This window comes from Pantoea sp. EKM21T, assembly GCF_011800405.1.
GTDB lineage: Bacteria > Pseudomonadota > Gammaproteobacteria > Enterobacterales > Enterobacteriaceae > Pantoea > Pantoea agglomerans.
Genome location: NZ_JAALFV010000002.1, coordinates 538,721 through 551,463, shown reverse-complemented (window position 1 = coordinate 551,463; position 12,743 = coordinate 538,721). Strand labels below are relative to the sequence as shown.

General features: G+C 54.1%; 14 protein-coding genes. 9 read left to right on the top strand and 5 right to left on the bottom strand.

What is annotated here, in order from left to right:
* The first annotated feature begins 383 nt into the window (after window positions 1-383).
* From HFD87_RS06115 to oppF, 6 genes are all read left to right on the top strand, one after another.
* Window positions 384-2,009, top strand: a complete 1,626-nt coding sequence (locus tag HFD87_RS06115) for an ABC transporter substrate-binding protein (RefSeq protein WP_167423077.1) — start codon at window positions 384-386, stop codon at window positions 2,007-2,009.
* Between the two features lie 156 nt (window positions 2,010-2,165).
* Window positions 2,166-3,806, top strand: coding sequence for an oligopeptide ABC transporter substrate-binding protein OppA (oppA, locus tag HFD87_RS06110; protein ID WP_033757856.1), 1,641 nt, complete (start codon window positions 2,166-2,168; stop codon window positions 3,804-3,806).
* Window positions 3,807-3,898: 92 nt separating this feature from the next.
* Entirely contained in the window at window positions 3,899-4,819 is a 921-nt protein-coding gene (gene oppB, locus HFD87_RS06105) for an oligopeptide ABC transporter permease OppB (RefSeq protein WP_010244379.1), read from the top strand.
* Between the two features lie 14 nt (window positions 4,820-4,833).
* A complete protein-coding gene (oppC, locus tag HFD87_RS06100) occupies window positions 4,834-5,742 on the top strand; it encodes an oligopeptide ABC transporter permease OppC (protein WP_010244382.1) in 909 nt (302 codons plus the stop codon).
* An 11-nt stretch (window positions 5,743-5,753) separates the two neighbouring features.
* A complete protein-coding gene (locus tag HFD87_RS06095; protein WP_010244386.1) occupies window positions 5,754-6,767 on the top strand; it encodes an ABC transporter ATP-binding protein in 1,014 nt (337 codons plus the stop codon).
* On the top strand, window positions 6,764-7,765 hold the full coding sequence (oppF, locus tag HFD87_RS06090; protein ID WP_010244389.1) for a murein tripeptide/oligopeptide ABC transporter ATP binding protein OppF: 1,002 nt from the start codon (window positions 6,764-6,766) through the stop codon (window positions 7,763-7,765). Before HFD87_RS06095 ends, oppF begins: the two co-directional genes overlap by 4 nt.
* 48 nt (window positions 7,766-7,813) lie before the next feature.
* Here the strand turns inward: oppF and HFD87_RS06085 are convergent, their stop codons facing one another.
* Complete coding sequence (locus HFD87_RS06085; RefSeq protein WP_003853921.1) at window positions 7,814-8,137, bottom strand: HI1450 family dsDNA-mimic protein; 324 nt, start codon at window positions 8,135-8,137, stop codon at window positions 7,814-7,816.
* Between the two features lie 45 nt (window positions 8,138-8,182).
* On the bottom strand, window positions 8,183-9,643 hold the full coding sequence (cls, locus tag HFD87_RS06080) for a cardiolipin synthase (RefSeq protein ID WP_010244396.1): 1,461 nt from the start codon (window positions 9,641-9,643) through the stop codon (window positions 8,183-8,185).
* A gap of 170 nt (window positions 9,644-9,813) precedes the next feature.
* On the opposite strand from cls, the gene HFD87_RS06075 reads away from it, so the two are divergent.
* Entirely contained in the window at window positions 9,814-9,987 is a 174-nt protein-coding gene (locus HFD87_RS06075) for a YciY family protein (RefSeq protein ID WP_003853917.1), read from the top strand.
* 54 nt (window positions 9,988-10,041) lie between these two features.
* Here the strand turns inward: HFD87_RS06075 and HFD87_RS06070 are convergent, their stop codons facing one another.
* On the bottom strand, window positions 10,042-10,269 hold the full coding sequence (locus HFD87_RS06070) for a hypothetical protein (protein ID WP_223565405.1): 228 nt from the start codon (window positions 10,267-10,269) through the stop codon (window positions 10,042-10,044).
* A gap of 448 nt (window positions 10,270-10,717) precedes the next feature.
* Between HFD87_RS06070 and ycgZ the strand changes: the two genes are divergently transcribed.
* Window positions 10,718-10,960 (top strand): regulatory protein YcgZ, encoded by a 243-nt coding sequence (gene ycgZ, locus HFD87_RS06065; RefSeq protein ID WP_010244401.1) that lies wholly within the window; start codon window positions 10,718-10,720, stop codon window positions 10,958-10,960.
* Window positions 10,961-11,186: 226 nt separating this feature from the next.
* Here ycgZ and HFD87_RS06060 read toward each other — a convergent pair whose 3' ends face one another.
* The gene (locus HFD87_RS06060; RefSeq protein ID WP_010670260.1) at window positions 11,187-11,372 is read right to left on the bottom strand and encodes a hypothetical protein; all 186 of its coding nucleotides are present in this window, start codon (window positions 11,370-11,372) and stop codon (window positions 11,187-11,189) included.
* Between the two features lie 77 nt (window positions 11,373-11,449).
* Window positions 11,450-11,746 (bottom strand): YciI family protein, encoded by a 297-nt coding sequence (locus HFD87_RS06055; protein WP_010244407.1) that lies wholly within the window; start codon window positions 11,744-11,746, stop codon window positions 11,450-11,452.
* A 197-nt stretch (window positions 11,747-11,943) separates the two neighbouring features.
* On the opposite strand from HFD87_RS06055, the gene tonB reads away from it, so the two are divergent.
* The gene (tonB, locus tag HFD87_RS06050; RefSeq protein WP_167423076.1) at window positions 11,944-12,711 is read left to right on the top strand and encodes a TonB system transport protein TonB; all 768 of its coding nucleotides are present in this window, start codon (window positions 11,944-11,946) and stop codon (window positions 12,709-12,711) included.
* Window positions 12,712-12,743: the final 32 nt, after the last annotated feature.

The following is a 12,743-nucleotide window of genomic DNA, read 5'->3' as shown; positions in this document are numbered from 1 at the left end:
TTTCGTGTAAGCCTCACAAACTGCCAGAATAATCACGCTATCTTAAATTTCATCACGCTGAAGCCACATTCCCCAATATAAGTGCCAAAAAAGAGGCTGTTTGTCGCTGCTTTCCGCTCTTAAGAGGGGTTTTCAGCTAAATAGTCTATTTTTCATATCGATATGATATTTTCAGGACGAAAATTAACACTTCCGCTGCCTGACTTCTCATGATAAAAGAGAATTAGTTAACATTTTAGCTATTTTGCTTTGGCGCGCCTTCACGGCTTCTGATAATTTTTGGCCCAGCGTAAAATTTTTTCTCCGAAAGCCCAAAGTGAGAACGCTTTTTGCTTAAGCCTGTCGGGATACTTAATTTAAGGTTGGCGTTTCGCATGATTGGGATGAAGAATTTGCAGCAGCAGCGGTCAACACTCGCAGCCGTTTTGTTAATGGCTTTTTCGCCGGCCTATGCCGCCACGGTGCCGCCGGGTACAACACTGGCCGCGCAGCAACAGATTGTGATCAATAACGGCAGTGAAGTCTCCTCGCTGGATCCGCATAAAACCGAAGGCGTGCCGGAATCCAATACAATTCACAACCTGCTGGACGGCCTGGTCAATACCGATAACAGCGGGCAGGTCGTTCCTGGCGTCGCTAAAAGCTGGGAAAACCCGCAACCCACCGTCTGGATTTTTAATCTGCGGGAGGATGCGAAGTGGAGCAACGGTGAGCCGGTTACCGCCACTGATTTCGTCTACAGCTGGCGCCGTCTGGTGGACCCGACAACCGCGTCGCCTTACTCCAGCTATCTGCAGGCAGCCCATTTTGCCAATATCGATGCCATCCTTGCCGGTAAAGCGTCACCCGATCAGCTGGGCGTGAAGGCGCTGGATGCCCATCGGCTGCAAATTACCCTGAGTGAGCCGGTGCCTTACCTGGTGGCGATGTTAGCGCATACGGCGATGAAGCCGGTTTATGCGCCAGCCATTAAGCAGTGGGGCGAAGCCTGGACCCGCCCGGGTCACTACATCGGCAACGGCGCCTACACGCTGAGCGACTGGGTAGTGAATGAAAAAATTGTCGTGAAGCGCAATCCTCGCTACTGGGATAATGCGCACACCGTGATTGAACAGGGGACCTTCCTGCCGATCGCCTCTGAAAACAGCGATATTAATCGCTACCGCAGCGGCGGCACGGATATTACCAACAGTGCGGTGCCACCAGAGATGTTTGGCAAGCTGCGCAAAGAGCTGGGCGATGAAGTGAAGGTCAGCCCGCTGCTCTGCACCTTCTACTACGAGATTAATAACAAAAAGCCGCCGTTTACCGATGCGCGGGTGCGTGCCGCGCTGAAGATGACCCTCGATCGCGAGGTCATTGCCAATAAGATCATGGCCCAGGGGCAGATTCCGGCTTATAGCCTGACGCCGCCTTTTACCGCCGGTATCAAACTCACGCCACCTGCCTGGTTCACCTGGACGCAGGCGCAGCGTAATGAAGCCGCGAAGAAGCTGCTGACAGAGGCCGGCTTTGATGCTGCCCATCCGCTGACCTTTACGCTGCTCTACAACACTTCCGATCAGAACAAACGGCAGGCGATTGCGGCCGCGTCGATGTGGCAGAAAAACCTGGGTGCTAAGGTGACGCTGCAGAATCAGGAGTGGAAAACCATGCTGGAGACCCGTCATCAGGCGCAGTATGACGTGGTGCGCGCCACCTGGTGTGCTGACTACAATGAACCCTCAACCTTCCTGAACATGCTGATCAGCAACGCCTCGATCAACACCGCGTTTTACAGCAGCGCGACCTTTGATCGTCTGATGGCGGAGACGCTGACGGCGGGCAGCGAGGCGCAGCGCGCCAGCCTGTATCAGCAGGCTGAAACACAACTCGACAAAGACTCACCAATTGTGCCAGTTTACTACCGCGTAAGTGTGCGCCTGGTGAAGCCCTGGGTTGGCGGCTTCACGGGCAAAGACCCGCAGGACATGACAGACCTGAAGTACTATTTCATCAAAAAACACTGATCTGATCGCCCGTTCGGCGAGACAGTCGGAAAGCGCATCAGCAAACAGACCTTTTTTTGGGGTCAATCTCCCTGGTAACAGGCCAGGGAGCCCGCAGACGGGGGACGCCGGGGCAGAGCATCGCCACGGTGACGATAATAAAACTGGAGTGTAATAATGAACAACATCACGAAAAAAAGCCTGATTGCAGCGGGCGTTTTCGCCGCAGTGAGTGCGCTGGCAGGGAATGCGGCTTTCGCAGCAACGGTGCCTGCGGGCGTTGAGCTGGCCGCAAAACAGGAGCTGGTTCGCGGCAATGGCGATGAAGTGCAGTCGCTCGATCCGCACAAAATTGAAGGTGTGCCGGAAGATAACGTGGCGCGTGATCTTTACGAAGGTCTGCTGGTCAATGACAGCAACGGTAAACCGATCCCGGCCGTAGCGGAAAGTTATGAAAATAAAGATTTCAAAGTGTGGACTTTCCACCTGCGCAAAAATGCCAAATGGTCCAATGGCGAGCCGGTCACCGCGCAGGACTTCGTCTACAGCTGGGAGCGTCTGGTCGATCCTAAAACCGCGTCACCTTACGCCAGCTATCCGCAATATGGTCATATCCTGAACGTCGATGACATCATCGCCGGTAAAAAGCCCATTACCGATCTGGGCGTCAAAGCCATTGATGATCACACGCTGGAAGTCACCCTGAGTGAGCCGGTTCCCTATTTTGATAAGCTGCTGATTAACTCCGTCATGTCACCGGTTTACAAACCGGCGATTGAGAAATTTGGCGATCAGTGGACGCAGCCGCAGAACTGGGTCGGCAACGGTGCCTTTAAGCTTGAAGCGCACGTGATTAACGAACGTATCACCCTGGTGCGTAACCCGAACTACTGGGACAATGAGCATACGGTGCTGAACAAAGTCACCTTCCTGCCGATCAGTTCAGAAGTCAGTGACGTTAACCGCTACTTCTCCGAGAACGGCAGCGACATGACCTATAACAACCTGCCGATTGAGCTGTTTAAAAAGCTGCAGCGTGACAACGGTAAAGAGCTGCACGTCGATCCATATCTCTGCACCTATTACTACGAAATCAACAACCAGAAAGCGCCATTCACCGATCCGCGCGTGCGCGCTGCCCTGAAGCTGGGTCTGGATCGTGACATCATGGTGAATAAAGTGCTGGCGCAGGGCCAGAAACCTGCCTATAGCTACACGCCACCAGCGACCGACGGCATGGACATTCTGCCGCCAGACTGGTTCAAATGGTCACAGGACAAGCGTAATGCCGAGGCGAAAAAGCTGCTGGCCGAAGCGGGCTACACCGCCGACAAACCGCTGACCTTTAACCTGCTCTATAACACCTCCGATCTGCACAAAAAGCTGGCGATTGCTGCCTCCTCGATCTGGAAGAAAAATATCGGCGTGAACATCAAGCTGGAAAACCAGGAGTGGAAAACCTTCCTGGATACCCGTCATCAGGGTAACTACGATGTTTCCCGTGCGGCATGGTGTGCGGACTACAATGAACCGACTTCCTTCCTGAACACCATGCTGTCCAACAGCAGCAGTAACACCTCGCACTATAAGAGCGATGCGTTTGACAAAGTGATTCGCGACGCGATTAAGGCCCCGGATGCTAAAGCCCGTGCAGCTGACTATCAGCAGGCCGAGCAGATCATGGATAAAGACAGTACCATCGTCCCGGTTTACTACTACGTGAATACCCGTCTGGTGAAACCTTATGTCGGCGGCTATACCGGTAAAGATCCACTGGATAAAACCCTGGATAAAAACTTCTACATCATCAAACACTAATAGCATTCAGGCTATCAGCAGTGGCGGCGCGTCTGGCGCCGCCTTTTAATTTTTTTTATATGTTGTGAAGCAACAGCCTGGTAGGTACGGCAATGTTAAAATTCATCCTGCGTCGCTTGCTTGAAGCGCTCCCGACGCTGTTCGTCCTGATTACCATCTCCTTCTTTATGATGCGACTGGCACCCGGCAGCCCGTTTACTGGCGAGCGCACCCTGGCACCGGAAGTGATGGCCAACATTGAGGCGAAATATCACCTCAACGATCCTATCGGTAAGCAGTATGTCGATTACCTGGTGCAGCTGGCGCACGGCGACTTCGGCCCATCCTTTAAATACAAAGATTATTCGGTCAACTACCTGGTCGCGCATGCGTTCCCGGTCTCGGCCAAACTTGGGCTGGCCGCGTTTCTGCTGGCGGTGGTACTTGGCGTCACGGCCGGAGTTATCGCTGCGCTCAAACAGAACAGCTTGTGGGATTTTGCGGTGATGGGGGTGGCAATGACCGGCGTGGTGATACCCAGCTTCGTGGTCGCGCCGTTGCTGGTTCTGCTGTTCGCCATCACCCTGAAGTGGCTGCCGGGCGGCGGCTGGAATGGTGGGCAGTGGAACTACATGCTGCTGCCGATGGTGGCGCTGTCGCTGGCTTACATCGCCAGTATCGCGCGTATCACCCGTGGATCGATGATTGAAGTGATGCACTCCAACTTTATCCGCACCGCGCGCGCCAAAGGCTTACCGCTGCGCCGCATTGTAATGCGTCATGCACTGAAACCGGCGTTGCTGCCGGTGATCTCCTACATGGGACCGGCATTTGTCGGCATCATCACCGGGTCGATGGTGATTGAGTCGATCTACGGTCTGCCGGGCATCGGTCAGCTGTTTGTGAACGGCGCCCTGAACCGTGACTACTCACTGGTGATGAGCCTGACCATTCTGGTGGGTTTGCTGACCATCGTATTCAACGCGATTGTTGACGTGCTCTATGCCGTTATCGATCCCAAAATTCGTTACTGATTGCGGAGTTCGCCATGATGTTAAGTAAGAAAAACAGCGAAGCTCTTGATGCGTTCAGTGAGAAGCTGGAAGTAGAAGGGCGTAGTCTCTGGCAGGACGCGCGTCGTCGTTTTATTCATAACCGCGCTGCCTCCATCAGCCTGCTGGTGCTGTTCCTGATCACCCTGTTCGTGATCTTTGCGCCGATGCTGGCGCAGTTCACCTACGACGATACCGACTGGGCCATGATGTCCTCGCCGCCCGATACCACCTCTGGTCACTGGTTCGGCACTGATTCTTCGGGTCGTGACCTGCTGGTGCGAGTGGCTATCGGTGGCCGCATCTCGCTGATGGTGGGCGTGGCTTCTGCGCTGATCGCGGTGATTGTCGGGACGCTCTATGGCTCGATTGCTGGCTATCTCGGCGGCAAAACAGACTCGGTGATGATGCGTATTCTGGAAATCCTTAACTCCTTCCCGTTTATGTTCTTCGTGATCCTGCTGGTGACCTTTTTTGGTCGCAATATCCTGCTGATTTTTGCTGCTATCGGCATGGTTTCTTGGCTCGATATGGCGCGTATTGTGCGTGGCCAGACGCTGAGCCTGAAGCGCAAAGAGTTTATCGAAGCGGCCCATGTGGGCGGAGTATCGACCTGGAAAATCGTGGTGCGCCACATCGTGCCGAACGTGCTGGGCGTGGTGGTGGTTTACGCCTCGCTGCTGGTGCCGAGCATGATCCTGTTTGAATCCTTCCTGAGCTTCCTGGGCCTGGGTACGCAGGAGCCGCTGAGTAGCTGGGGCGCACTCCTCAGCGACGGGGCAAACTCGATGGAAGTGTCGCCGTGGCTGCTGCTCTATCCGGCAGGTTTCCTGGTAGTCACGCTGTTCTGTTTCAACTTTATCGGCGATGGCCTGCGTGATGCCCTCGACCCGAAAGATCGTTAAGGAGTTTCCCGATGACTATTCATGAATTCCAGCCAGCAATGGCGGCCCGCGCGGGAAGCGAACAGCTACTTACGGTCAAAGATCTACGCGTCACCTTTGGCACGCACGATGGTGATGTTACCGCCGTTAACGACCTGAACTTCTCGCTGCGCGCCGGTGAGACGCTGGGCATTGTCGGTGAGTCCGGTTCCGGCAAATCACAAACCGCCTTTGCCCTGATGGGGCTGCTGGCGAAAAATGGCCGCATTGGCGGTTCGGCGATGTTCAATGGCAAAGAGATCCTGAATCTGCCCGAGAACAAGCTCAATAAACTGCGCGCCGAACAGATTGCGATGATCTTCCAGGACCCGATGACCTCGCTGAACCCCTATATGCGGGTGGGCGAGCAGCTGATGGAAGTGCTTAAGCTGCATAAAGGGATGAACAACGCGCAGGCGTTTGAAGAGTCGGTGAGAATGCTGGATGCGGTGAAAATGCCGGAAGCGCGCAAGCGGATGAAGATGTATCCGCATGAGTTCTCCGGCGGTATGCGTCAGCGCGTCATGATCGCCATGGCGCTGCTGTGCCGTCCCAAACTGCTGATTGCCGACGAGCCGACCACTGCGCTGGATGTTACCGTCCAGGCGCAGATTATGACGCTGCTCAACGACCTCAAGCGCGAGTTCAACACCGCCATTATCATGATCACCCACGATCTGGGTGTGGTGGCGGGGATCTGCGACAAAGTGCTGGTGATGTATGCCGGACGCACCATGGAGTATGGCCGTGCCCGCGATGTCTTTTATCAGCCGTCACATCCTTACTCGATTGGTCTGCTTAATGCGGTGCCGCGTCTGGATGCGGAAGGGGAAAGTCTGACGACGATACCGGGTAATCCACCCAACCTGCTGCGTCTGCCGCAGGGCTGCCCGTTCCAGCCGCGTTGTCCGCACGCTATGGATATCTGCACCCAGGCACCACCGCTGGAACCCTTTGGCGAAGGCCGTCTGCGCGCCTGCTTTAAGCCGGTGGAGGAGTTAGTATGAGCACCGTAGCTGAAAAAAGAGTGTTACTGGAAATCGCCGACCTCAAGGTGCATTTCGACATCAAAGATGGCAGGCAGTGGTTCTGGCAGCCATCAAAAACCCTGAAAGCAGTCGATGGTGTCAGCCTGCGTCTGTATGAGGGGGAAACCCTGGGCGTGGTAGGTGAGTCTGGCTGTGGTAAATCGACCCTGGCGCGCGCCATTATCGGGCTGGTGAAGGCGACCGAAGGTCGGGTCGCCTGGTTAGGCCGTGATCTGCTGGGGCAAAGTGAAGAGGAGTGGCGCAAGGCGCGAAGCGATATCCAGATGATATTCCAGGATCCGCTGGCGTCGCTGAATCCGCGTATGACCATCGGCGATATCATCGCAGAGCCACTGCGTACCTATCATCCAAAAATGGCGCGTCAGGAAGTGAAAGACCGCGTCAAAAATATGATGATGAAAGTGGGGCTGCTGCCTAACCTGATTAACCGCTATCCGCACGAGTTCTCGGGCGGTCAGTGTCAGCGTATCGGTATCGCCCGCGCGCTGATTCTTGAGCCAAAGCTGATTATCTGTGATGAGCCTGTCTCCGCACTGGACGTCTCGATTCAGGCCCAGGTGGTTAACCTGCTGCAGCAGCTGCAGCGTGAAATGGGCTTATCGCTGATCTTCATTGCGCACGATCTGGCGGTGGTGAAACATATCTCTGACCGGGTGCTGGTAATGTATCTGGGGCATGCCGTGGAGCTGGGCACCTACAAAGAGGTCTACAGCAATCCTCAGCATCCTTATACCCGTGCGCTGATGTCCGCGGTGCCGATTCCCGATCCGGACAAGGAGAAGAACAAGCAGATTCAGCTGCTGGAAGGGGAGCTGCCGTCGCCGATCAATCCGCCATCAGGCTGCGTGTTCCGCACCCGTTGTCCGATTGCCGGTCCGGAGTGTGCGAAAACCCGGCCGCTGCTGGAAGGCAGCTTCAATCACGCGGTCTCCTGTCTGAAAGTCGACCCGCTATAATGCAAAACGCCGGGCAATCGCCCGGCGTTTTCTTATCAAATCTGACGCTTACTCACGCCACAGGATATGACAAAGCTTGTGGTCTTTCTCGCGGCACAGCAGCACGCGAGCAAAGACGTCGGTGATCGGTTCACCGTCCGCTTCACCCAGCCCAATCACCACCTCGGCGAAGAAGTCCGGGTTCAGATCGAAATCGACATGATCTTTCCAGTCTTCAGAGGGATCGAACAGCTCTGCGCCACCGCGCTCTTCGAACTGCAGATTGAAGAGAATGACGTCTGCCGGATCAAGATTGTCGACTGCCAGTTCGAGAAAAATATCGTAGGCTTGTTCCAGCGTTTCATCTTCGGTAAGGCGATTATTTAAATCCATAGTCTGTCCTGTCGGCCTGCGGCCATTTACACAATCTGGCTCGTTTTACAGTAAAGGACTGAAGAAGTAAAACAGTCGTTCGACGATGCGTTGCCACCAGGCACGTTTTGCCCAGCGCTTGCCATCCAGCAGGCGGGAACGGGCGATATAGTCATCCTGCACACAGGCGAGATCGCTGCCAAAACCCGCATCATCAACCACCAGCGTCACTTCAAAATTCAGCCATAAACTGCGCATATCGAGATTCACGGTTCCCACCAGGCTCAGTTGTCCGTCGACCAGCACGCTTTTGGTGTGCAGCAGGCCATCTTCAAACTGATAAATTTTCACGCCCGCTTCCAGCAACTCACTGAAGAAGGAGCGGCTGGCCCAGCCAACCAGCAGCGAGTCATTGTGACGAGGCACAATCACGCTGACATTGACGCCACGCTGCGCCGCCGTACAGATAGCATGCAGCAGATCGTCGCTCGGCACTAAGTAGGGCGTGGTCATGATCAACTGTTCACGCGCCGAATAGACCGCAGTCAGCAGCGCCTGATGGATCATATCTTCCGGGAAGCCGGGGCCGGAGGCGATCACCTGCACGGTGTGGCCGCTCTCCTGTTCAAACGGCATAATGTTGCGATCGGGCGGCGGCGGTAAAATGCGTTTGCCGGTCTCTATCTCCCAGTCGCAGCTGAAAACAATCCCCATCGCCGTCGCCACCGGGCCTTCCATTCGCGCCATCAGGTCAATCCACTGACCAACACCCGCGCTCTGTTTAAAGAAGCGCGGATCGACCAGGTTCATGCTGCCGGTATAAGCGATGTAGTTATCAATGAGTACGATTTTGCGGTGCTGACGCAGATCCATCCGTCGCAGGAAGACGCGCAGCAGGCTGACCTGCAACGCTTCCACCACATCGATTCCGGCATTACGCATCATGCCGACCCAGGGGCTGCGGAAGAAAGTAACACTGCCCGCAGAGTCCAGCAGCAGACGGCAATGAACGCCACGGCGTGATGCCGCCATCAGCGATTCCGCCACTTCATCCGCCAGACCGCCGGGATGCCATATATAGAACACCATCTCAATGTTGTGGCGGGCCAGCTGGATATCACGAATCAGCGCCTGCATCACGTCGTCGGCGCTGGTGAGCAGCTGCAACTGGTTGCCCTTAACCCCGGCGATGCCCTGACGATGGTAGCAAAGCTCAAACAGCGAACGCGCAACGTCGCTGTGTTCGGTGGCAAAAATTTCACGGCACTGCTTAAGGTCAGTAAGCCAGCGGGCAGTGGATGGCCACATGGTGCGGGCGCGCTCCGCACGACGTTTACCCAGATGGAGTTCGCCAAAAGAGAGATAAGCGATAATCCCTACCAGCGGCAGAATATAGATAACCAGTAGCCAGGCCATCGCGGATGTCACTGCCCGTCGCTTCATCAACACGCGCAGCGTAACCCCGGCGATCAGCAGCCAGTAACCAAACACCAGCAACCAGCTGATCAGGGTATAAAAAGTGGTCATAAAGTGGACATCCCGTTCGCGCTTTCGTCCGGCAAGTTTACGTGCAGATGACGGCTAACGGAACCCTTTATCCCGGACATCCTCGATGAAGGATCCGATTTGGCATTACCGCAGAGATCTCTATAATGCCCTCGCGTATATCTCGTGTGTATGACGTCAGAGAGGAAGTGATGAAACGAAGCAGAAATGAAGTGGCGCGCTGGAGAATGTTACGGCAGGTGCATCGCCGCCGCTCACGCTGGCTGGAAGGGCAGTCGCGGCGGTATAAGCGTATCCACTGCATTCGCCATCAGCTGGCACAACAGCAGCGTCGTTCGATTCTGTTTATTACGCAGATAATATAGCGAAAGCCCGGTGAATTCAGCCTGTCGGACAAAGCAGGCTATTCAGACTTCAAATCAGGCTTCAAAAAAAACCGATTCTGCCATCGCCCGTCGCGCTATCAGGTGCTCCTGATGCGACGCGCCACGATCGCTGACTTCGCGCATCAGACATTCCATTGAGCTGCCCAGCTCAGTCGGCCTGTGGTAACCCACACGATCGTACCATTCGTAAGACCACTTACGCGATTTACGCTGATAATAAACAGTGAGCCACACTGAGCAATTAGCAGGGTAACCACTCATTACTTCTATTTTGGGGTCAACAATAGAAAGGAGCCGGGATAACAGCGGGTCGAGCAATGTAAGGGACTGGCCAGAATAAGTTTTATGCATAATGTGCCCGCGACTGTGCTGTGCATCCATTCAGAGGTTCAACTCACAAGGGGTAAATGTAGACAGCTCTGCGAGATAATTCCTCTTTAATACTAAAAAAAGGACGGAAAGATCATATTTTAATAGTAAAACAGGTCATTCAGGCGCGGACTAAAGAGGGAATATTAACAGGATAAAAACCGCAGGCTAACAAGTTGTACAACTTTACAATGTTGTAATGTGCTGTTATTTATGGGTTTGTTGTCATCAAAACAAAACGAACTGATTTTTTAAGCTAAATATCTGTACAGATAGCTCGTTGTTGTATAACTTTATCGCATCGGTTATTAATCTTAAATGAATCTTATGAGGGTCAACCATGCAGACTAACGTTCGTATTCCCGCTTCAGTCTCTGACATCTCCGCGTATTTACACAGCGCCGCGCAGCCCTCACAACAGGCCATTCTTGGCTCCGTCGTGACGGAAATTATCAGTTCGGGTCGTAGTCTGAATCGTAAAGCGATCTGCTCAAAACTGATTGGCCGTTTACAGCATGTCACCAGCCCGGAAGAAGAACAGCACTATCATGCGCTGATTGGCCTGATTCTGGATCGCGGTTAACTCATCACTGAAAATAGCCAGTGGCGGGATATTAAAGAGAGCGTGTATTACTGAAAGACCAGGCCGGTGTACTGCCGGTTTATTATCAATGTCGTTCAGAACAACGCTTTAATTTATTAAGATCAATTGGTCGCTGCGTTTATTCGCGAGGCAGAATATTCAGACCGGCCGGTTGCTGCGACAGAGAGTGATGTGCTGCTCTGTCGCAATGAAACCTCAGGTCTGATTAACCAGCGAGACGTTGTGTCGTCATCATCAGCGTTACGTTCACCAGCTGCAGTGCCGCCGCCAGCACGATCAGCATGACAATCCACTGCTTTTTATTACGCCAGCCCTGAGTTCGCCAGAGATAAACCGCGCTTCCGATCAGTAAAGCGATAATGGCCAATAGCCCCAGAATGATTATCTGCATCTTTCCTCTCTTGAACGATCAAAATAAAAATGGCTTCTGTGCCAGGCACAGAAGCCATTTTCAATGCTGAGTCACGATCAGAAGACGCGTTTAAACGGCTTAACCGAAACCTGCTTATAGACGCCCGCGGCGAAGTAGGGATCATCCTGTGCCCAGGATTGTGCTTCTTCTAATGACGGGAATTCAGCAATCACGGTTGAGCCGGTAAAGCCCGCTACACCAGGATCGTTGCTGTCGACAGCAGGCATCGGGCCTGCAATGATCAGGCGTCCCTCTTCCTGCAGCAGTTTGAGCCGTGCCAGATGGGCAGGGCGCACGGCGTTACGTTTTTCCAGTGAATCTGCAGTATCTTCTGCATAAATGACGTAAAGCACTAAGGAACTCCCATTAACCAGAATTTCGCAACACGTTAAGGGATTGCCCCTCAGAGTGCAAACGAAACCTCAGAGTGGTGAATGGCTCAGCATAAAGGGCTAAAAAGCGCTTTTCTTCAGGCGGGATGGCGGGAGTTATTGAAACTGATTGCTATTTGCATTTAAAATCGCTGCTTCATTCAATCACTGCGACTGTTATGACCACGCTGACTATGCCATTACCTAAACGCACGCCTGTCTCCATGTTGTTGTCTGTTGCTTTGCATGGGGCCGTGATAGCCGGAATTCTGTATGCTTCATTCCAGCAGGTGATTGAGGTGCCCAAAGCGTCGCAGCCCATCAGCGTTACCATGGTTGCCCCTGAAGTTCAGCCTGAGCCTGCACCGGCCATCGTGGAGCCGCCTGCGCCACAGCCAGAACCTCAGCCAGAACCTCAGCCAGAACCTGAACCGGTGCCGGAACCTCAGCCCGTGCCCGAACCGCCGAAAGCGGAGCCGGTGCCGATTCCCAAACCTGAGCCTAAGCCAAAGCCCAAACTGAAACCAGAGCACAAGCGGGAGCAGCCTAAACGCGAGGTGAAGCCGCGTCAGGAGAGCAAACCGCAGGCCGATCCGTTTAAGCAGGAAGCCCCGGCGACGCAGAACAAACCGACCACGGCGCCAAAATCTACGCCGTCACCCACCTCATCGGCCTCAACCGGCCCAAAAGCACTGAACGTCAGTAAGCCTGGCTATCCACAACGCGCATTTGCACTGCGTGTAGAGGGGCGGGTACGGGTGAAGTTTGATGTGGATAGTGAGGGACGGGTGGATAACATCCAGATCCTCTCTGCTGAGCCGCGCAATATGTTTGAGCGTGAAGTTAAGCAGGCGATGAAAAAGTGGCGCTATCAGAGCGGACGGCCAGGGCAGGGTCTGACCATGAATATCGTGTTTAAGATTAATGGTGGGGCCAGCATAGAATAAAGCGTCAGGTCAGGCTGAAACAGCCTGACCTG